Annotated in this window: 16 protein-coding genes; 9 read left to right on the forward strand and 7 right to left on the reverse strand. The window is 51.7% G+C overall.

What is annotated here, in order from left to right:
* Positions 1 to 14 precede the first annotated feature (14 nt).
* Entirely contained in the window at positions 15 to 2,912 is a 2,898-nt protein-coding gene (gene rapA / locus AB3G37_RS21250; RefSeq protein WP_369789013.1) for an RNA polymerase-associated protein RapA, read from the forward strand.
* Positions 2,909 to 3,595 (forward strand): bifunctional tRNA pseudouridine(32) synthase/23S rRNA pseudouridine(746) synthase RluA, encoded by a 687-nt coding sequence (gene rluA, locus AB3G37_RS21255; RefSeq protein WP_009634719.1) that lies wholly within the window; start codon positions 2,909 to 2,911, stop codon positions 3,593 to 3,595. Before rapA ends, rluA begins: the two co-directional genes overlap by 4 nt.
* 94 nt (positions 3,596 to 3,689) lie before the next feature.
* Here rluA and djlA read toward each other — a convergent pair whose 3' ends face one another.
* Complete coding sequence (gene djlA, locus AB3G37_RS21260) at positions 3,690 to 4,508, reverse strand: co-chaperone DjlA (RefSeq protein WP_009634720.1); 819 nt, start codon at positions 4,506 to 4,508, stop codon at positions 3,690 to 3,692.
* 182 nt (positions 4,509 to 4,690) lie between these two features.
* Between djlA and lptD the strand changes: the two genes are divergently transcribed.
* From lptD to apaH, 6 genes are all read left to right on the forward strand, one after another.
* Positions 4,691 to 7,033: an LPS assembly protein LptD gene (lptD, locus tag AB3G37_RS21265; RefSeq protein WP_009634721.1), complete on the forward strand. Its 2,343-nt coding sequence runs from the start codon at positions 4,691 to 4,693 to the stop codon at positions 7,031 to 7,033.
* A 74-nt stretch (positions 7,034 to 7,107) separates the two neighbouring features.
* Positions 7,108 to 8,403 carry a peptidylprolyl isomerase SurA gene (gene surA, locus AB3G37_RS21270; protein WP_009634722.1) on the forward strand — a complete coding sequence of 432 codons (1,296 nt, stop codon included), beginning with the start codon at positions 7,108 to 7,110 and terminating at the stop codon, positions 8,401 to 8,403.
* Positions 8,393 to 9,463, forward strand: coding sequence for a 4-hydroxythreonine-4-phosphate dehydrogenase PdxA (gene pdxA / locus AB3G37_RS21275; protein WP_009634723.1), 1,071 nt, complete (start codon positions 8,393 to 8,395; stop codon positions 9,461 to 9,463). The genes surA and pdxA overlap by 11 nt, the downstream gene beginning before the upstream one ends.
* Positions 9,456 to 10,274: a 16S rRNA (adenine(1518)-N(6)/adenine(1519)-N(6))-dimethyltransferase RsmA gene (gene rsmA, locus AB3G37_RS21280; protein WP_009634724.1), complete on the forward strand. Its 819-nt coding sequence runs from the start codon at positions 9,456 to 9,458 to the stop codon at positions 10,272 to 10,274. Before pdxA ends, rsmA begins: the two co-directional genes overlap by 8 nt.
* Positions 10,275 to 10,294: 20 nt before the next feature.
* Positions 10,295 to 10,672 (forward strand): Co2+/Mg2+ efflux protein ApaG, encoded by a 378-nt coding sequence (apaG, locus tag AB3G37_RS21285; protein WP_009634725.1) that lies wholly within the window; start codon positions 10,295 to 10,297, stop codon positions 10,670 to 10,672.
* 20 nt (positions 10,673 to 10,692) lie between these two features.
* Positions 10,693 to 11,529 (forward strand): bis(5'-nucleosyl)-tetraphosphatase (symmetrical) ApaH, encoded by an 837-nt coding sequence (gene apaH, locus AB3G37_RS21290; RefSeq protein WP_009634726.1) that lies wholly within the window; start codon positions 10,693 to 10,695, stop codon positions 11,527 to 11,529.
* Positions 11,530 to 11,655: 126 nt separating this feature from the next.
* Here apaH and folA read toward each other — a convergent pair whose 3' ends face one another.
* A complete protein-coding gene (gene folA, locus AB3G37_RS21295; RefSeq protein ID WP_009634727.1) occupies positions 11,656 to 12,144 on the reverse strand; it encodes a type 3 dihydrofolate reductase in 489 nt (162 codons plus the stop codon).
* Between the two features lie 433 nt (positions 12,145 to 12,577).
* Between folA and AB3G37_RS21300 the strand changes: the two genes are divergently transcribed.
* Positions 12,578 to 13,192 (forward strand): LysE family translocator, encoded by a 615-nt coding sequence (locus tag AB3G37_RS21300; RefSeq protein WP_369789014.1) that lies wholly within the window; start codon positions 12,578 to 12,580, stop codon positions 13,190 to 13,192.
* A gap of 72 nt (positions 13,193 to 13,264) precedes the next feature.
* Here the strand turns inward: AB3G37_RS21300 and kefC are convergent, their stop codons facing one another.
* From kefC to dapB, 5 genes are all read right to left on the reverse strand, one after another.
* Complete coding sequence (gene kefC, locus AB3G37_RS21305; RefSeq protein ID WP_369789015.1) at positions 13,265 to 15,118, reverse strand: glutathione-regulated potassium-efflux system protein KefC; 1,854 nt, start codon at positions 15,116 to 15,118, stop codon at positions 13,265 to 13,267.
* Complete coding sequence (gene kefF / locus AB3G37_RS21310) at positions 15,111 to 15,686, reverse strand: glutathione-regulated potassium-efflux system oxidoreductase KefF (protein WP_369789016.1); 576 nt, start codon at positions 15,684 to 15,686, stop codon at positions 15,111 to 15,113. The genes kefC and kefF overlap by 8 nt, the downstream gene beginning before the upstream one ends.
* Before the next feature lie 164 nt (positions 15,687 to 15,850).
* Positions 15,851 to 19,075: a carbamoyl-phosphate synthase large subunit gene (gene carB / locus AB3G37_RS21315; protein WP_009634731.1), complete on the reverse strand. Its 3,225-nt coding sequence runs from the start codon at positions 19,073 to 19,075 to the stop codon at positions 15,851 to 15,853.
* Positions 19,076 to 19,091: 16 nt separating this feature from the next.
* Entirely contained in the window at positions 19,092 to 20,240 is a 1,149-nt protein-coding gene (carA, locus tag AB3G37_RS21320; protein WP_009634732.1) for a glutamine-hydrolyzing carbamoyl-phosphate synthase small subunit, read from the reverse strand.
* A 498-nt stretch (positions 20,241 to 20,738) separates the two neighbouring features.
* Positions 20,739 to 21,560 (reverse strand): 4-hydroxy-tetrahydrodipicolinate reductase, encoded by an 822-nt coding sequence (gene dapB, locus AB3G37_RS21325; RefSeq protein ID WP_369789017.1) that lies wholly within the window; start codon positions 21,558 to 21,560, stop codon positions 20,739 to 20,741.
* Positions 21,561 to 21,682: the final 122 nt, after the last annotated feature.

The raw sequence follows: 21,682 nt of genomic DNA on the forward strand, positions 1-21,682 counted from the left end.
CACAGAGAGACAATATGCCCTTTACACTTGGTCAACGCTGGATAAGCGACACGGAAAGCGAATTAGGTTTAGGTACTGTGGTCGCAGTAGACACGCGCATGGTCACCCTGCTTTTCCCCGCTACTGGTGAAAACCGCCTGTATGCCAGAAGTGATTCCCCTATCACCCGCGTAATGTTCAACCCGGGCGATACCATCAGTTGCCACGAGGGATGGCAGCTGAAAGTTGAAGAAGTCGTCGAGGACAAAGGTCTGCTCACTTATGTGGGAACGCGTCTGGACACCGACGAAGAAGGTGTGGCAATGCGTGAAGTGCTGCTCGACAGCAAACTGACCTTCAGCAAGCCTCAGGATCGCCTGTTTGCCGGTCAGATTGACCGCATGGACCGCTTCGCTCTGCGTTTTCGTGCACGCAAATATCAACGTGAACAGTTCCGCCTGGAATTTGGCGGCCTGCGCGGCATGCGTGCCAGTCTGATCCCACACCAGCTGCACATCGCCTATGAAGTCGGCCAGCGCCATGCGCCACGCGTTCTGTTAGCCGATGAAGTCGGTCTGGGTAAAACCATCGAAGCGGGGATGATCATCCACCAGCAGCTGCTTTCTGGCCGCGCCGAGCGTGTGCTGATTGTGGTGCCCGAGACCCTGCAGCACCAGTGGCTGGTCGAGATGCTGCGCCGTTTCAACCTGCGTTTCTCGCTGTTTGATGACGATCGTTACGCCGAATCACGCCATGACGCGACCAACCCGTTTGAGTCCGAGCAGCTAGTTATCTGTTCTCTGGACTTCGTGCGCCGCAATAAACAGCGCCTCGAAGAGCTGAACGACGCAGAGTGGGACATGCTGGTCGTCGATGAAGCCCATCATCTGGTTTGGAGTGAAGACGCGCCAAGCCGTGAATACATGGTGATTGAGCAACTTGCACAGAATATTCCAAGCGTGCTGTTGTTGACCGCAACTCCTGAGCAGTTAGGTCAGGAAAGCCACTTTGCCCGCCTGCGTTTGCTGGATCCGGACCGTTTCCACGATTACGAAGAGTTTATCGAAGAACAGCAGCAATATCAGCCGGTTGCCGATGCAGTCACCCTGTTGCTCAACAAACAGCCGCTGACTCCTGAAGCGCTGGCCCTGCTGGGTGAGAGCGTAGGCAATGCAGACGTTGATACTTTGCTCACCGCCGCCAATAAAGGTGATGAAGACGCTGCTAAAAAATTGGTTGCGATGCTGATGGACCGCCACGGCACCAGCCGCGTGCTGTTCCGCAACACCCGTAACGGGGTTAAAGGTTTCCCGGAGCGGCATCTGCAGGCCATCAAGCTGCCACTGCCGACCCAGTATCAGACGGCGATTAAAGTCTCCGGCATCATGGGTGCCAAGAAATCTCAGGAAGCCCGCGCGCTGGATATGCTGTATCCAGAACAAATTTATCAAGAATTTGAAGGTGATAACGCGACCTGGTGGAACTTCGACCCACGCGTCGAATGGCTGCTCGGTTACCTTACTGCCAACCGTGATAAAAAAGTGTTGGTTATCTGTGCCAAATCAGCCACCGCGTTGCAGCTGGAACAGGTTCTGCGTGAGCGTGAAGCGATTCGCGCTGCGGTGTTCCATGAAGGCTTGTCGATTATTGAACGTGACCGTGCAGCGGCTTATTTTGCCTCTGAAGAAGATGGCGCGCAGGTATTGCTGTGTTCTGAAATCGGTTCGGAAGGCCGTAACTTCCAGTTTGCCAGCAAAATGGTGATGTTTGACCTGCCGTTCAACCCGGACCTGCTTGAACAGCGTATTGGCCGTCTGGACCGTATCGGCCAGCAAAATGACATCGAAATTATGGTGCCATATCTGGAGCAAACCGCTCAGGCAATCCTGCTGCGTTGGTTCCACGAGGGTCTGGATGCGTTTGAACACACTTGCCCGACCGGGCGCACCATCTACGACGGCAGCTATCAGCAGCTAATTGGTTTTCTTGCGACGCCAGCAGAACAGGAAGGCCTCGATGAGTTTATCCTCACCTGCCGTGAGCAGCATGATGCGCTGAAACAGCAGTTGGAGCAGGGTCGTGACCGCCTGCTGGAGATGCACTCTAACGGCGGTGAACCGGCGCAGGCGCTGGCAACGGCGATTGCCGCGCAGGATGACGACGTTAATCTGGTGAATTTCGCGCTAAATCTGTTTGATATCGTGGGTATCAATCAGGAAGACCGCAGCGATAATCTGATTATCCTGACGCCTTCCGATCATATGCTGGTGCCGGATTTCCCGGGGCTGCCGCAAGATGGCTGCACCGTCACTTTCGATCGTGAGCAAGCGCTATCACGCGAAGATGCCCAGTTTATCAGTTGGGAACACCCGATCATCCGCAATGGTCTGGACCTGATCCTTTCTGGTGACACCGGAAGCTGCGCGGTTTCTATCTTGAAAAACAAAGCGTTGCCAGTGGGCACGTTGCTGGCCGAACTGCTGTACGTGGTGGAATGTCAGGCACCTAAACACTTGCAACTGACCCGCTTCCTGCCGCCAACGCCGGTGCGCATGCTGATGGACCGCAAAGGCACCAATCTTGCAGCACAGGTCGAGTTTGAAAGCTTTAACCGCCAGCTGAATGCAATAAATCGCCATAACTCAAGCAAGCTGGTTAACGCCGTGCAGCAAGATGTTCATGCCATGCTGCAACAGGCCGAACCTCTGATCGCGGTAGAAGCACAGGCATTGATTGAAACCGCCAAGGTTGAAGCCGATCAGCAACTTAGCCTGGAGCTCGAGCGCCTTAAAGCGTTGAAAGAGGTGAATCCAAACATTCGTGATGACGAGCTTGAGGCAATTGATTCTAATCGTAAACAGGTGCTGAACAGCCTTAACGATGCCAGTTGGCGTCTTGATGCCATTCGTCTGGTTGTGGTGAGCCATCAATGATAACGCCACCGCCGTCAAACATTCTGCCGCTTGAAAACTATCATCCGCCAATCGATCCCTGGTTGCGGGTGCTGTTCCAGGACGAACATCTGATGGTGGTAAACAAGCCGAGCGGGCTGCTGTCCGTTCCCGGCAAGGCTGCCGAGCATCACGACAGCCTGATGACACGAGTCCAGCGCGATTTCCCGATTGCCGAATCGGTGCATCGTCTGGACTTGTCCACCAGTGGCGTGATTGCTATAGCATTGACCAAGGAAGCCGAGCGCGAGCTAAAGCGTCAGTTCCGCGAGCGAGAAACCAAGAAGGCCTATGTCGCGCGGGTGTGGGGCCATATGGCGGAAGATTACGGCATTATTGATTTGCCGCTAATCTGCGACTATCCGAATCGCCCCAAGCAAAAGGTTTGCCATGAAACCGGCAAGAAAGCGCTGACTCAGTATGAAGTGCTTTCGTGGGATGCTGACGGTACGACACGGGTGAAGCTTCGCCCGATAACCGGTCGCTCTCATCAGCTTCGCGTTCATCTGCTGGCGCTGGGGCATCCGATTCTGGGCGACAAGTTTTATGCGCATCCAGAAGCCCTGGCGATGGCACCGCGTTTACAGCTGCATGCGCAAGAACTGTCGATTTATCATCCGATTACCGATGAGCCAATGACTTTCAGCTGCGACCCGGATTTCTGATCCCGTAGCGTAATCTTCTATCTTTAAGCATAAAAAAAACGCCGTGAGCACAACTCGCGGCGTTTTTTATAGCTAACAAAACACAAGCCAAAGGTTATTTAAAACCCTTTTCACGCTTGATCAAATCATAGGCTGACTGAATCGACTGCGCTTTTTGCTTGGCCATCTCCATCATTTCCGGCGGCAGGCCTTTGGCGACCAGCTTGTCGGGATGGTGTTCACTCATTAACTTGCGATAAGCACGTTTAATGGTGGTGGCATCGTCGGTTGCCTGCACGCCCAACACTTTACAGGCATCGGCCAGCGTCGGCCCCTGAGAGCCGTGCTGGTAGCCACCATGCGAGTACTGGCCCTGCTGATTACCGCCAAATTGCTGCCCGCCTTCCATCATGCTCAGGAACTGATCGAACTGATGACGCGAAATACCCAGCTCTTCGGCAATGACGTACAACACCTGGCGCTCGTTGGGATGCAGCGAACCATCGGCAAACGCCGCCTGGATCTGGATTTCCAGGAAAGTACGAATCAGATCAAAGCGTCCGAAACATACGGTGCGCATTTCTCGCATTTTTTCACGCAGCGGATAATTCCCACCTTTACCCGTGCGAAACGCCTGCTGTGCCGACTCTCTTTGAGCGCCGTGAAGCTGCATGCGGTCCATAAACAGGCTGGCTACTTGAATATCAGCCTCTGTTACTCGTCCTTTTGATTTGGTTAAATGCCCCATCACCTCAAAGGTGGTGCGGAAAAAAATAGTTTGTCTTGTCTGCTGATCGGAGAAGAAGCCACGACGTTTTACACTGCGCGCCTTGTCTACCATGTGCCCAACCAACAGCCCCAATACGATTCCCCAGAAGCCAATACCGGACATCAAGCCCAATATTAGTCCGAGCAGCTTTCCCCAATACTGCATATACTCCTCAATTCACAATGCCGTCGCGTAAGATTTGCTTTATCATAACCGGCATTTACCGTTGTGCCTAACGGCTACAGCGTAACCCTGTGGATTTATCACTAGCGCAACGATGATGAGTAAGATAGTCTCTGACCGTTTGCCGGAATGACGCCTCTGATGACGGAACACACATTTTACGTATGAAAAAAAGCTTCCCCACCCTGCTGGCCACAATGATTTGGACAGCACTTTATAGCCAGGGCGCACTGGCCGATCTCGCTGAACAATGCATGCTCGGCGTGCCGACCTATGACAAACCTTTAGTCACAGGGGACACCAATCAGCTTCCAGTGAAAATTCAGGCAGATCATGCCCAGGGAACCTATCCTAACGATGCCGTATATACCGGCAACGTTAACGTCGAGCAAGGTAACAGCACGTTAACCGCTGACCAGGTTCAACTCAATCAAGTGACGAACCCCAAAGACCCTACGCCACTGAGAACGGCTACCGCAACGGGCGATGTACTGTATTTTGATAATCAGATTAAGCTCAAAGGCCCTAAAGCCTTCTCTAACCTGAATACCAAAGACACCGACATGCAGAAAGGCGATTATCAGATGGTGGGCCGTCAGGGCCGTGGTACGGCTGACCTGATGAAGCAGCGCGACAAGAACCGCTATACCATTCTGAATAACGGTACTTTTACCTCCTGTCTGCCGGGCGATAACAGCTGGAGCGTCGTGGGGACTACGATCATCGAAGACCGCCAGGAAGAGCTGGCAGAAATCTGGAATGCCCGTTTCCATATCGGTCCGGTTCCGGTGTTCTATAGCCCTTATATGCAGTTGCCAATCGGCAACACGCGCCGCTCAGGCTTCCTGATCCCGAATTTGAAATACAGCACCAAGAACGGTGTTGATTTCGCGCTGCCGTATTATTGGAACATCGCACCAAATTACGATGCTACCATTACTCCGCACTACATGAGTAAACGTGGTCTCCAGTTACAGAACGAATTCCGTTACCTGACTGCTTTGGGTGCCGGTGTGATGGAATTTGACTTCCTGAACAACGATAAAGGTTCCAACGACGAGCATCCAGATTTAGACAGAACAAAACGTTGGATGTTCTACTGGAACCACAACGGCGTTTACGATCAACACTGGCGCCTCAACGTTGACTATACCAAGGTCAGTGATACTTACTATTTCAACGATTTTGACTCTAAGTATGGTTCGACGACCGACGGCTATGCTGCGCAAAAATTCAGCGTAGGTTACGCCGATCAGAATTGGGACGCGACGCTGTCAACCAAGCAGTTCCAGATATTCTCTGAAGCTACAACCAATAATGTCTACCGCGCCCTGCCGCAGTTAGACATGAACTACTACAAAAACGATCTTGGCCCATTCAATTTCCACACTTATGGCCAAATTGTCAGATTTGACAACGTTAACCCTGAATACCCTTCGGCAACCCGCTGGCATGTCGCGCCTGAGATTGATCTGCCGTTAAGCAACCGCTGGGGAAGCTGGGATAACGAAGTCAAGGTAATGGCGACCCATTACCAGCAGAGTATTCCGGGGGATTATTATCGAGATAACCCGACGACTCCGCTTAAGAGTTCGGTTAACCGCGTTATGCCGGAATTCAAGAGTGACGCAAAAATGGTGTTTGACCGCACCATGGACTGGAACTCTGACTACACGCAGACTTTAGAACCGCGTTTGCAATACTTGTATATTCCGTATCGCAATCAGAATGATATTCAACAGTACGACTCAACGCTGCTGCAGACCGACTATACTGGCCTGTTCCGCGATCAAAGCTACAGTGGGCTTGACCGTATCGCCTCTGCCAACCAGGTTGCATCCGGCGTAACTACCCGTATCTATGACGCGAACTCAGTCGAGCGCTTTAACGTGTCTGCGGGGCAGATTTACTACTTCACCCCGCCACGCACAGGCAGCAATGACGCGCTGTACAACAGTAGCAAAACCGGGAGCGTTGTCTGGGCCGGTGACACCTACTACAAAATCAATGATGCCTGGGCTGTACGCGGTGGCATTCAGTATGACGCACGTCTTGATTCTGTAGCCTTGGGCGATGCGGTACTGGAATATCGTGCTGACGCAGATAGAATGGTCCAGTTCAGCTACCGTTATGCCAGCTCGGAATATATCGAGGCAACACTGCCTAACCTGACTGACGCAGGATATCAGCAAGGCATTTCTCAGGCCGGGGTTATTGCAAGCTGGCCTATCGCTGACCGTTGGGCCGTGGTCGGTGCCTATTATTATGACACCAAAGCCAAGCAGGCCGCCGATCAGCTGCTGGGTCTCCAATACAGCACCTGCTGCTGGGCCGTCAACTTTGGCTACGAGCGCAAGATTATCAACTGGGATTCAACCAGCGAAAAGAGCATATACGACAAAAGTATTGGATTTAACATTGAACTTCGCGGCCTTGGTACTAATCAAAACCTCGGAACTGCTGAAATGTTAAAAGGCGGCATACTGCCTTATCAGCGCGCATTCTGATGCTCAACGGCATGTTGAATTCAGTAAACTTGAAACTTGAATCCGCATTTGCGGAGAAAATAAATGGAAAAAGTATGAAGAACTGGAGAACACTTCTCCTCGGCGTGGTGCTTTGTGCTAACACCGCGTTCGCAGCACCGCAAGAGGTTGATAAAGTTGCCGCCGTTGTGGATAACGGGGTGGTTCTGGAAAGCGAAGTCAATGACATGCTGCAGTCCGTTAAGCAGCAGGCTAAAGAATCCAAGCAACAGCTGCCAGATGAAGCGACACTGCGTCGCCAGATCCTCGATCGTCTGATTATGGATAACATTCAGCTGCAAATGGCCACCAAAATGGGCATTACACTGACTGACGATGACGTGACCAAAGCTATTGCCGGGATTGCGCAGCAAAACAATCTGACCGTTGATCAACTGCGCAGCCGTCTGGCTTACGAAGGTCTTGACTACAACACTTATCGTACCCAGATCCGCAAAGAAATTTTGATTTCTGAAGTGCGCAATGGTGAAGTTCGTCGTCGCGTGACAATTCTGCCTCAGGAAGTTGATGCGCTGGCTAAACAAATGGCCGCACAGACTGATAACGAAGCAGAATATAATCTGAGCAATATCTTGCTGCCGTTACCGCAAAATCCAACTCAGGATCAGGTTGATCAAACCGAAATACTGGCCAAGAAACTTGTTAGTGACCTGAACCACGGCGCTGATTTTGCGAAAATGGCGATGACTTACTCTGCCGATCCGCACGCCCTTGACGGCGGCAACATGGGCTGGGGCAAGCTGCAAGGTCTGCCTTCACTGTTTGCCCAGGCTTTGGTTAACGCCAAGAAAGGTCAGGTAGTTGGCCCTATCCGTTCGGGTGTTGGTTTCCACATTCTGAAAGTCAATGACATGCGTCAGGCCGATCAAAAAGTCTCTGTGACCGAAGTTCACGCTCGCCACATCCTGCTGAAAACGTCTGTAGTTATGACGGATGCACAGGCTCAGGCTAAACTTCAACAAGTGGCAGCAGCCATCAGAAGCGGCCGTGCCAACTTTGCCGATGAAGCGAAACAGCTTTCTCAGGACCCTGGTTCTGCGGTTAACGGCGGTGACTTGGGCTGGTCTTCACCAGACATGTACGATCCGGCATTCCGTGATGCGCTGCTTAAGCTGAAAAAAGGCGAAATCAGTGCGCCTGTTCACTCTTCATACGGCTGGCACTTGATTCAACTGATTGATACTCGTCAGGTTGATGGGACCAATGCGGCGATGAAAGACAAAGCTTATCGTCTGCTGTTTAACCGTAAATTTGCAGAAGAAGCCCAGTCCTGGATGCAGGAACAGCGTGCTCAGTCGTACGTAAAAATTCTGGATGGCAATGGACAATAATACCCACGTGACTCAATCAGTGGTCATTACCCCCGGCGAACCTGCCGGGGTTGGGCCTGATCTGGTTCTTGCACTGGCTCAACGGGACTGGCCCGTTGAGCTTGTCGTTTGTGCGTGCCCGTCTTTGCTGCTTTCCCGAGCCAAGGCGTTAGGTCTGCCCGTTCGTTTACTGGATTATCGCCCAGGTTTTGCCAAACCTCAGGCGGCTGGCACGCTGACCGTTCTTCCCGTGCCACTGGCTGAAACTGCTGTCGCGGGTGAGCTTAACGTTGCCAACGGCCCGTATGTGGTTGAAACCCTGGCTCGCGCCTGTGACGGCGCGCTAAACGGTGAGTTTGCTGCGCTGATTACCGGTCCGGTTCAGAAAAGTATCATCAATGACGCCGGCATTCCGTTTATCGGTCATACCGAATTCTTCGCCGATCGCAGCCTGTGCGACCGAGTAGTAATGATGCTGGCGACGGAAGAGCTCCGCGTTGCGCTGGCGACCACGCACCTGCCATTAAAGGACGTATCGGACGCCATCACTCAGCAGAGCCTGCATGAAGTGATCACCATTCTTGATAACGACCTGAAAACAAAATTTGGCATCGCGTCTCCACAGATTTACGTCTGCGGCTTGAACCCTCATGCGGGCGAAGGCGGGCACATGGGTCGTGAAGAAATCGATACCATCACGCCTGCGCTCAACTCGCTGCGTGAAAAAGGCATCAACCTGATTGGCCCATTGCCGGCAGATACGCTTTTCCAGCCAAAATATCTGCAACACGCTGATGCCGTGCTGGCCATGTATCACGATCAGGGCCTTCCGGTGTTAAAATATCAGGGATTTGGTCGGGCAGTGAATATTACTCTGGGGCTGCCGTTTATTCGCACCTCGGTAGATCACGGCACCGCACTGGATCTTGCTGCAACCGGCAAAGCCGACGTTGGCAGCTTTATTACCGCATTAAATCTTGCCATTAACATGGCCTCTGTCAGTAATGACATCAATCTGTCTGCAATGACGACTCATGTCAGCACCGACAACAACAGTAGTGTAAAAAACAGCAATGAATAATCGAGTCCACCAAGGCCACTTTGCCCGTAAACGCTTTGGACAAAACTTTTTAAAAGATCAGTTTGTCATCGATAGCATCGTTTCGGCGATCCATCCCCTGCCCGGCCAGGCCGTAGTTGAAATCGGTCCCGGTCTGGCGGCGTTGACCGAGCCGGTCGCGGCACGTCTGGATAGCATGACGGTAATTGAGCTTGACCGTGATTTGGCGGCCCGACTTGAGGTTAATCCCAAGCTGGCCAACAAGCTGCGTGTCATTCAGGCCGATGCGATGACCGTTAACTTTGGCGAACTGTCAGAAGAGCTGGGCCAGCCGCTGCGCGTGTTCGGCAACCTGCCGTACAACATCTCGACGCCGTTGATGTTCCATCTCTTCACCTACACCACCTCGATTAGTGACATGCATTTCATGTTGCAGAAAGAAGTAGTGAATCGTCTGGTGGCTGGACCGAACAGCAAGGCTTACGGGCGTTTGAGCGTGATGGCGCAGTATTACTGCAACATCATTCCAGTGCTCGAAGTACCACCGGAATCCTTTACACCGGCCCCTAAAGTGGATTCAGCCGTAGTGCGTTTGACGCCGCATGCAGAAATTCCTTATCCTGTGTCTGATATTCGTATTCTGGCGCGCTTGACCACCGACGCTTTTAACCAGCGCCGCAAAACCATCCGCAACAGTCTGGGGCATTTGTTCACTCCAGAGCAGATGACTGAACTGGGTCTGGATCTATCAATGCGTGCCGAGAATATTTCCGTTGAAAGTTATTGCAAGCTGGCTAACTGGCTTTCAGTACGTAAAAACAACGAACAGTAAACCTCAGCTGGAGTCACGTTATGCTTAATGCCCCGCGAGTCAGTATTCAGGTACAAAGTATCTACATAGAATCTCAGTCGATACCGGAAGAACAGCGATATGTTTTCGCCTATACCATTACTATCCGCAATCTCGGGCGTCATAACGTACAGCTTTTGCGCCGTTACTGGCTGATAACCAACAGTAACGGCCATAAGACAGAGGTTCAGGGAGAGGGCGTTATTGGCGAACAACCGCTGATTACTCCCGCTGGCGAATTCCATTACACCAGCGGCGCTATCCTTGAAACACCCATGGGCACTATGGAAGGCCATTACGAAATGATCGATCAAGACGGTAACCCCTTCCGCGTCGCTATCCCCGTATTTCGCCTTGCACTCCCTACCCTGATTAATTGAGTTTCAAGTAAGAAGGTAAAATGTCGACATACTTAGTGGGTGATATTCATGGCTGTCTGGATGAGCTTAAAGCCCTTCTCGCACAGGTAGCTTTTAACCCACAGCAGGATACTTTGTGGCTGACCGGCGATCTGGTTTCTCGCGGCCCAGATTCTCTTGGAGTCCTGCGATATGTCAGCAGTCTGGGCGATTCCGTTCGTATGGTATTGGGCAACCATGATCTGCATCTGCTGGCCATCTTTGCCGGCATCACGCCAAATAAGCCAAAAGACAAACTGACTCCGCTGCTGGAAGCCGAGGATGCCGACGAGCTGATTAACTGGCTGCGCCGCCAACCGGTATTACAGATTGATGATGAGTTAAAGCTGGTGATGGGACATGCGGGTATTACCCCGCAATGGAATATCGAGACGGCAAAAATTTGCGCTCGTGAAGTTGAAGCAATTCTCGGCAGCGACAGTTATCCGCTGTTCCTGGATGCGATGTACGGCGATATGCCAAACAACTGGTCGGAAGACCTCAGCGGCCTTTCTCGCCTGCGCTTTAGCACCAATGCGCTAACCCGTATGCGCTATTGTTTCCCCAACGGCGAGCTGGATATGATCTGCAAAGATGCTCCGGAAGATGCGCCGCGCCCGCTCAAACCCTGGTTCGCGCTGCCAGGCAAAGTCATGGAAGAAGGCTATAGCATTATCTTTGGCCATTGGGCATCGTTAGAGGGCAAAGGTACGCCTGAAGGCATTTATGGTTTGGATACTGGATGCTGCTGGGGCGGGGTAATGACCCTGCTGCGCTGGGAAGATCAAACCTATTTCACCCAGCCCGCCTTTCGTCGCAAAGACAAACAGGCTTCTTGATTTTTAAAGCTCTGGCTGTTGTGTGACAGTTGGCTGAAAAAGCAAAAGGCACCCATTGGGTGCCTTTGTTGCTTTCAATTCTGGTTACATTCAATTCTGGTTACATTGAATTCTATGCGGGCGAAATTACTCGCCGCGGCGATCCAGAATTTCAAAACAATAGCCGTGAGTGTTCGCTTCATCTGCGTCATGGAACTCGCTAAATACGCTTTCCCACTCGTCAGGTTCGTAGTCAGGGAAATGCGTGTCCCCTTCAACTTCAGCATCAATGTGTGTCAGATACAGGCGGTTGGCGCGCTTGAGGAACTGGGTGTAGACTTTCCCCCCTCCCATAATCATCACTTCTTCTGCATTACCCGCTGCAGATAAAGCTTCATCGACAGAGCTTACCCAGGTTACGCCATCCAGGCTTCCAGGCTGGCTGCTGATAACGATATTTAGACGACCAGGTAATGGTCGGCCAATCGACTCGAAAGTCTTGCGCCCCATAATAACCGGTTTGTTCAGCGTGTTACGCTTGAACCAAGCCAGGTCACCCGGTAAATGCCAGGGCATAGCGTTTTCCATACCGATAACGCGATCCGCTGCCATTGCAGCGATCAGGCTGATAATCATCGTGAAACCTTTGGTGAAGTGCTAATAAGAATAGATTCGTGGTTCCGCCAGCAGACGACATACAGCAGACCAGGAACAAATTCTATGTCGGGGCAGAAAAGAGCCACACTATACGGAAAGGCTAATCGCCCGTCGATAGGGATAATGTGCCTTGCTGAAGATATAAGAGACCTCTTAGCACAGGCTGACTTCGGCAGAACAATACACTAACTGGTTAGCTTTAAGGGGGTGTAAAGCGTCAAACCTTCTAATTCAGGCAGCGCATCGTGCTAACACAGCCGTAAAGTTAACCAACCATGTAAACTGTTCCATACATCGTGGGTGAGAATGTATACAAACGGGAAAGGTCCCCATATTCTGCCCCTGTTAAAAATCAGCGATTGGCGTATGATGCCGCCATAATTTTTCTCGCTCCTTGATAACGGTCAGTGAAATGCTCGAAACCTCTTTGTTTGTCGCGACCATCGCCGCGTTGGGGATGATCTCCCCTGGTCCGGATTTCTTTCTGGTGATTAAGAATGCCGCGCGCTATCCACGCCCCGCAGCGCTGATGACCTCGCTCGGCGTGGTTTGTGGCGTGATAACTCATATGTCGTATTGCGTGGCAGGGCTGGCGGTGGTGATCACCAAAACGCCATGGCTGTTTGATTTACTGAAATACGTGGGCGCAGCTTATCTGATTTGGGTCGGCATTCAGGCGCTGTTTTCGCGTACCAATAGCAAGATGAATCTGGACAATGTTGCGCCACAGCAAGTCAAACTGGGTAAAGCATTTGTGCAGGGTTACCTGTGCAACCTGCTGAACCCTAAAGCCACGCTATTTTTCCTGGCAATGTTTACTCAGGTTTTACAGATCAACTCAAGCCTGGGCGACAAGCTGTGGTATGCCTCAATTATCGTCGGACTTTCCGTGATCTGGTGGCCGCTGTTGGTGGTGCTTATCCAAAGCGGTCCGGTGCGTCGCGGTCTGGCCAAGGCGCAAAAGCTGATTGATAAAATGCTCGGCGGCGTGCTTATCGCGTTGGGTATTAAAGTAGCTCTGAGCTGATTGTCGATTTACACCTCAGATAAAAAAAGCGCATTCATTGAATGCGCTTTTTAGCATCAGGCCAGGGGAAACTTACCCCTCCTTCGCCTCAATCACGTCGTGTTCAGGCGCTTTACCATCAATACTTCCGCGCCAACTTTGCTGCTGTTCCCCCAAACGTTGCTGATCTTCCTCGATTGCTGCGGTCAACATATCGCGAGCACGGGCCAGACCAGCAAGGCGGAATTCGGTATCCTCATAGTTCGCCAGAGTCGCTTCCAGCATCTTCAGGTTGAAGAATTTGAACTGTTCGGCTTTTTCTCGCGCTTCATAAGGATCCAACCCCAATAGCTCCAGTGTTTCCCGTCCTGCACGCAAAGAACCTTCAAACAGTTCACGCTCTGGCGCTTCAACGCCAAGCTGACGAAGCTGATACCAGTGGTCAACGTCACGAGCACGGGCAATGATTTTAAGATTCGGGAAATTCTCTTTCGCCAAACGGGTCAGTTCAAGGTTAGCCGCAACATCATCGATAGCGTTGATTAACACCTTGGCCTGAGCTGCACCGGCAGACTCGAGCAGGTCCACGCGCGTTGCATCACCGTAAAACACCTTGGTGCCGAATTTACGCAGAGTCTCGATGTGATCAGGATCGTTGTCCAAAACCACCGTGTGCACATTGTTAGCCAGCAGCAAACGACCGGCGATTTGCCCGAAACGTCCAAAGCCGGCAATAATTACGCTCGCGTGCTCGTCGTCGATGATATCCTGCGGACGATCGTCCTTCGGCGCATTTCGCTCCAACCGGCTGGCAATCACCAGTAATATCGGCGTTACCGCCATAGATAGCGCAACTGCCAGCGTCAGCGCTTTAGCCCAATCGGCTGGAAGTACCCCTGCCAGCTGGGCCGCACTGAAGATAACAAACGCGAACTCACTGCCCTGACCCAGTAAAATGGCAAACATTCCGCGCTGGCGCTTTGGCACACTCAGCATTGGCGCAATGATCCACAGCAGAGCGGCTTTTAAAGCCATAAAACCAACCAGCAAACCGGCGATCAGCAGCGGATGATGAATCAGCGTTCCAAAGTCGATAGACATACCGACGCCAATAAAGAACAGCCCGAGCAGCAAACCTTTGAAAGGCTGAATATCGCTTTCGAGTGCGTGACGATATTCAGAGCTGGCAAGCATTACCCCAGCCAGGAATGCTCCCATCGCCATCGACAGTCCCGCCATTTCCAGAAGCAGACCGAAGCCAAATACCAGGAACAACGCCACGGCACTGAACACTTCACGCATGTTGGAACGGGCAACAAAATGCAGCACCGGGCGAGCCACGTAGCGACCCAGCAGAATCACGATCGCCAGCGCGCCAACCACTTTTGCCGCCGAAATACCAAATGCCAGCATGGTGGTTGATTCGCCGGTGCTGGCCAGCAGTGGGATCATCGCCACCAGCGGGATAGCCGCGATATCCTGGAACAGCAGCACGGCAAAGGCGCTGCGACCAATCGGCGTAGGCGTCAGACTGCGCTCACTCATCGCCTGCATGGCAATGGCGGTTGAGGACAGCGCCAGCGTCAGGCCAATCAGAATGGCAATTTTCCAGTCGAGGCCTAACGCGGCGCAAAACGCGCTGAGCACCAGTCCACAGCCCACTATCTGGATACTACCGCCACCAAATACCGAGGCACGCAGGGTCCAGAGCCTTTTGGGATCTAGCTCAAGGCCAATAATGAATAACATCAGCACTACGCCAATTTCGGCGAAGGTCAGTATCGATTCGACATCAGAGACCAGTTTTAAGCCCCACGGGCCGATGATGCATCCGGCAATCAGATAACCCAGCACGGAGCCTAAACCGAAACGCACGGCAATCGGGACAAACAGCGCGGCTGATCCAAGGTAGATAAGCCCCTCAATCATCATGCCGTGATTATCCATTGGTTTCTCCTTCCATTGCCTGAGGCTGAACGGCAACCGCTGCCGGATGTGCTGTTTGCCAGTCGATAAGCCGCTGACGATAAGCTAATGCGGCGGCACTAATCGCCACCTCGTCGCAGGTAAATGTGTTATGCAAGGCAAAATAGGGCTGCCATTTCATGCCGCAGTACAACGCAGTAGCCTCAAGTGGCTGCGCCAGAGCAGAGAAATCAGGGTGATGACCCAGTTGAAAATGCTGTTCGTTACCGCCGGTAGTCACCGCCCACATACAGCCTTTGCCGTTAAGTGCATCCCCGCCGTGACCATAGGCCCAGCCGTGCTCCAACACCTTGTCGATCCACAGTTTGACCAACGGAGGTAAGCCGTACCACTGCATTGGATGTTGGAAAATTATCAAATCAGCTTCTTCTACTGCTTTTTGTTCGGCTTTAATGTCAATGGTGAAGTCAGGATAAAGATCGTAGAGAGATCTGATTTTTACGTCAGGAAGATCCTTTATTTCCTGAAGTAAACGCTTATTGGCATGAGAATGCCGAGGATAAGGGTGAGCATAAATAATCAGGATCATAAAAGGTCCATTAAAATCGTATTTTGAACAGCATACGCAACTTTGGACCAGAGGAAAAACATGCCTGCTATTGATTAAGTTAAATTAATTAAAAAAAGTAAAAAAAAGGGCGCTGCACAATGCGGCGCCCTCAATTTCTTCAGCAATTAAATCTAATCAGTGGATTAGGCTTTAATTTTGGCGTGCATTTCCTGGACGGAAATAACCTGCTCAGTCGGGTCGGAAGACAGCGCCATGGTGGTGGCATAGCCGCCGTTCATGGTGGTGTCGTAATGCACTTTATATTGCAGCGCGCTGCGGCGGATAAGCTTGGAATCTTCAATCGCCTGACGTCCAGCAGTGGTATTCACGATATAGGCATATTCGCCGTTTTTGATACGATCCTGAATGTGCGGACGGCCTTCATGCACCTTGTTAACCTGACGCACGGTAATGCCCGCGGCGGTCAATACTTCGGCAGTGCCCTGAGTCGCATCAATCTCGTAACCGTGTTCCAGCAGCTTGCCGGCCAAAGTCACTACGCGAGCTTTATCACCATCGCGAACAGACAGCAGCGCACGTCCAGTTTTCTTAACCGTAGACAGGCTTCCCAACTGAGCTTTGGCAAAGGCTTCGGCGAAGGTGCGACCTACGCCCATGACTTCACCGGTAGAACGCATTTCAGGGCCGAGGATTGGGTCAACACCCGGGAATTTGTTAAACGGCAGCACAACTTCTTTCACGGAGTAGTACGGCGGAATAACTTCTTCGGTAATCCCCTGCTGAGCCAGCGTTTGGCCCGCCATCACGCGCGCCGCCACTTTTGCCAACGGTACGCCAGTCGCTTTAGAGACAAACGGTACGGTACGCGCGGCGCGTGGGTTAACTTCAATCAGGTAAACTTCGTTGTCTTTGACCGCAAACTGCACGTTCATCAGACCGCGAACTGACAGCTCGAAGGCCAGTTTTTCTGCCTGTTGACGCATAACGTCCTGAATTTCTTTGCTCAGGGTATAAGCTGGCAATGAACACGCAGAGTCACCGGAGTGAACGCCCGCCTGCTCGATGTGCTCCATAATACCGCCAATCAGCACGCGCTCACCGTCGCAAATTACGTCAACGTCAACTTCAACCGCATCATCAAGGAAGCGGTCGAGCAACACTGGCGCATCGTTGGAAACGCTGACTGCATTCTGGAAGTAGCGACGCATGTCAATTTCGTCATAAACGATTTCCATTGCACGACCACCCAGAACATAAGATGGACGAACGACCAGCGGATAACCAATACCCGCCGCTTTTTCAACTGCCTGCTCAATGGTTGCCACTGTGGCGTTGGCCGGTTGTTTCAGGCCGAGACGGATAACCGCCTGCTGGAAACGTTCGCGGTCTTCTGCACGGTCGATGGCGTCTGGGCTAGTACCGATAATCGGCACGCCACAGGCTTCCAGCTCACGAGCCAGTTTCAGCGGAGTCTGGCCGCCGTACTGTACGATTACGCCTTTTGGCTTCTCGATGCGCACGATCTCCAGCACGTCTTCCAAAGTCACTGACTCAAAGTACAAGCGGTCGGAAGTATCGTAATCGGTAGAAACCGTTTCAGGGTTACAGTTGACCATAATGGTTTCGAAGCCGTCTTCGCGCAGCGCCAATGAGGCGTGAACGCAGCAGTAATCGAACTCGATACCTTGACCAATACGGTTTGGACCGCCACCCAAAACCATGATTTTTGGTTTGGTATTGGTTGGGTTGGACTCGCACTCTTCTTCATAAGTGGAGTACATGTAAGCAGTATCGGTGGAGAATTCAGCCGCACAGGTATCAACACGTTTATAAACCGGGTGCAGATTAAGGCTGTGACGCAGCTTGCGAATTTCGCTTTCAGCCACGCCAGCAAGCTTGGCCAGACGCAGGTCGGCAAAGCCTTTACGCTTGAGGACGCGAAGGAAACCGTAATCCAGTGCGTTAATGCCGCCTTGTGCCACTTGGCCTTCCAGCTGAACCAGCTCTTCAATCTGCACCAGGAACCAGCGGTCAACGTTGGTCAGGTTGAAGATAGCGTCCAGAGACATACCGGCGCGGAAAGCGTCAGCGATGTACCAGATACGGTCAGAACCGGCATCTTTCAGCTCATGACGAATTTTGGTCAACGATTCTGGATCTTCCAGGTTCACAATGGGGTCAAAACCGCTGGCGCCCACTTCCAGACCGCGCAGTGCTTTTTGCATCGACTCCTGGAAAGTACGGCCAATTGCCATCACTTCGCCGACAGATTTCATCTGTGTAGTCAGACGGTCGTTGGCACCGGCAAATTTCTCGAAGTTAAAGCGAGGAATTTTAGTCACAACGTAGTCGATAGACGGTTCAAACGAGGCCGGAGTTTTGCCACCGGTAATGTCGTTCATCAGCTCGTCGAGGGTGTAACCCACCGCCAGCTTGGCCGCGACTTTAGCAATCGGGAAGCCGGTAGCTTTAGAGGCCAGAGCGGAAGAACGCGACACGCGCGGGTTCATTTCGATAACAATCAGACGGCCATCTTTCGGGTTAACCGAGAACTGCACGTTTGAGCCACCGGTTTCAACGCCGATTTCACGCAGTACCGCCAATGAGGCGTTACGCATGATTTGATATTCTTTGTCAGTCAGCGTCTGCGCAGGCGCCACGGTGATTGAGTCACCCGTGTGGATGCCCATTGCGTCAAAGTTTTCGATAGAGCAGACGATGATACAGTTGTCGTTCTTATCGCGAACCACTTCCATCTCATACTCTTTCCAGCCAATCAGCGACTCGTCAATCAGCAGCTCTTTGGTGGGTGACAGGTCCAGACCACGAGTACAAATCTCTTCGAACTCTTCGTGGTTGTAAGCGATGCCACCGCCCGTGCCGCCCATGGTAAAGGAAGGACGGATAATACATGGGAAGCCAACGTCAGCCGCGATAACCAGCGCTTCTTCCATGTTGTGAGCAATACCTGAACGAGCAGTGCCCAAACCGATTTTCTTCATCGCGATATCAAAGCGACGACGGTCTTCTGCCTTGTCGATAGCATCGGCAGTCGCGCCAATCATGGTCACGCCAAACTCTGCCAGCACGCCCTGACGCTCAAGTTCCAGCGCACAGTTCAGCGCAGTCTGGCCGCCCATGGTAGGCAGCACGGCGTCTGGACGCTCTTTCTCGATGATTTTACGCACAACTTCCCAGTGAATAGGTTCGATGTAGGTTGCATCGGCCATTTCCGGGTCAGTCATGATGGTAGCTGGGTTAGAGTTCACCAGAATAACGCGGTAACCTTCTTCGCGCAGCGCTTTACACGCCTGAGCACCTGAGTAGTCAAACTCGCAGGCCTGTCCGATAACAATCGGACCCGCGCCCAGAATCAGAATGCTTTTTATGTCTGTACGTTTTGGCATTATCTGCTCCTGTTAATTATTTGCCGCTGTTACGGTAAGCTTCGATCAGTTCGATAAAGTGGTCGAACAAGGGTGCTGCATCGTGCGGACCCGGGCTCGCTTCAGGGTGTCCCTGGAAGCTGAACGCTGGCTTGTCGGTGCGATGCAAACCTTGCAGTGTACCGTCGAACAGTGATTTATGCGTGGTGCGCAGCGTGGCTGGCAGACTCGCCTCTTCTACCGCAAAACCGTGGTTCTGTGCAGTAATCATCACGGTATTGTTATCGATATTTTTAACCGGATGGTTGCCACCATGATGGCCAAATTTCATTTTCGAGGTTTTCGCGCCGCTTGCCAATGCCAGCAGCTGATGACCCAGACAGATACCAAACACCGGAATTTCGGTGGTCAGGAAAGTCTTGATAGCCTCGATGGCGTAATCGCACGGCTCAGGGTCGCCCGGTCCGTTTGACAGGAAGATGCCGTCTGGATTGAGTTTCAGCACATCTTCCGCTGGCGTTTGCGCCGGAACAACAGTCAGGCGGCAGCCGCGGTCAACCAGCATGCGCAGAATGTTGCGCTTCACGCCGTAATCGTAAGCCACAACGTGGAAGGGTAAATCTTCAGCTTTCTTCGCTTCCGGCAAATCGCCTTCAAGAGTCCAGCTACCCTGTTGCCAGCTATAAGACTCTTGCGTGGAGACTTCTTTAGCCAGATCCATCCCTTTTAGGCCCGGGAAAGCTTTAGCTTTTTCCAACGCCAATGCAGCATCAATCGCGTCGCCCGCAATAATGCAACCGTTCTGCGCGCCCTTCTCACTCAGCAAACGAGTCAGCTTACGCGTATCGATGTCCGCGATGCCTACAATGTTGTGACGTTTGAGGTAGTCAGAAAGGGTTTCTTCATTACGGTAGTTGCTGGCAATCAGAGGAAGGTCGCGAATTACCAGGCCTTGAGCGTGTACTGCGGAGGATTCTTCATCAGCGGCGTTAGTGCCGACATTGCCGATATGGGGATAAGTAAGAGTAACGATCTGGCGGGAATAGGAAGGATCAGTGATGATTTCTTGATAACCGGTCATCGACGTATTGAAGACCACTTCCCCTATTGCCGTTCCCTCTGCCCCGATGGCCCGACCGTGGAATTGGGTTCCGTCTTCCAGAACCAGTAGCGCTGACTTTATCAAAGCATCCTCCAAGAATAATCAATCATTATATTTGCATATTAATTCAGATCCGGTGACCTAATCAATGCAAAAATTGCACTCAGAGTGGTAATTTTTCTACCCTAAAAGCTAATTTTTGGCAAATTGGGCGCATTCTAATGATGGGCGCAGAGTTTGTCCACCAAAAGCACCATTATTTTACTGTTTTTTGCACCACTCAAGTAAATGAGTGTCAAATAGCGATAAAAGGACAGGATAAGTATGCATAGTAAACGTTTGCGAAGGGGTTTGTTTGGAAATCTGGATATTTTAAGCAGTCTAGACGATCTGAAGGAAATGACCTGATTATTAATTAACCAATACGGTAAAAATTCTGTCCTAAAACAATAGTAATAGTCATTTCAATATAAAAACCACGCCAATCCTCTATTTTAATGAAAAAAGAAAAGGGCAATAAAAAAACTGCCCTTTTATCAAAACATTATGATTAAACAACCACATCACGATTGTTGGGAAAACTTATAAATCTTCGAGACCCAAGACGTCTCGCATATCAAATAGACCATTTTTCTTCGATGATACCCACTTTCCTGCACGAACAGCGCCATTTGCGAAGGTCATGCGGCTGGAAGCCTTGTGAGTAATCTCGACACGCTCGCCAATATCAGCAAACATGGCAGTATGTTCGCCAACGATATCGCCTGCGCGAATGGTGGCGAAACCGATACTCATCGGATCGCGCTCGCCGGTATAACCTTCACGGGCATACACTGCGCAGTCTTTTAAATCACGGCCCAACGCACCAGCGATTGCCTCACCCATAGCCAATGCGGTGCCAGATGGCGCATCGACCTTATGGCGATGGTGAGCTTCTACGATTTCAATATCGGTATAGTCACCCATGACTTTGGCGGCTTTCTCAAGCAGTTTAAGCACTACGTTGACGCCAACGCTAAAGTTAGCGGCAAACACTACCGGAATATTGCTTGCAGCCTGCTTGATAGCAGCCTTACCGGCGTCGTCAAACCCTGTGGTGCCAATAATAATGCCTTTGCCGTGCTTAACGCAGAAACTCAAGTGATCCAGCGTGCCTTCAGGACGGGTAAAGTCGATCAAGATATCGAAATCTTCCACTACCGCTTCCAGGCTATCGCTTACGATCACGTTAGCTACGCCCACGCCCGCCAGTTCGCCTGCATCGGTGCCAACTAATGAAGAACCTTTGCGTTCCAACGCCGCGCCCAGTACTACGCCTTCAGCCTGCTGTACGGCCTGAATTAGCTGGCGGCCCATGCGCCCACCGGAACCGGCAATCGCCATGCGGATATCAGCTTTGCTCATAATTTCTCTCTTTATTAATGTGTGCTGCCGTAAAACAGAGTCAGGTTAACGACCCACTCCCGCCACGGCTAGTGAAATTGCCTCATAATTAGAAAATTATGTTACAGGCGCGCCAGCATCAG

It is taken from the genome of Rouxiella sp. WC2420 (assembly GCF_041200025.1).
GTDB lineage: Bacteria > Pseudomonadota > Gammaproteobacteria > Enterobacterales > Enterobacteriaceae > Rouxiella.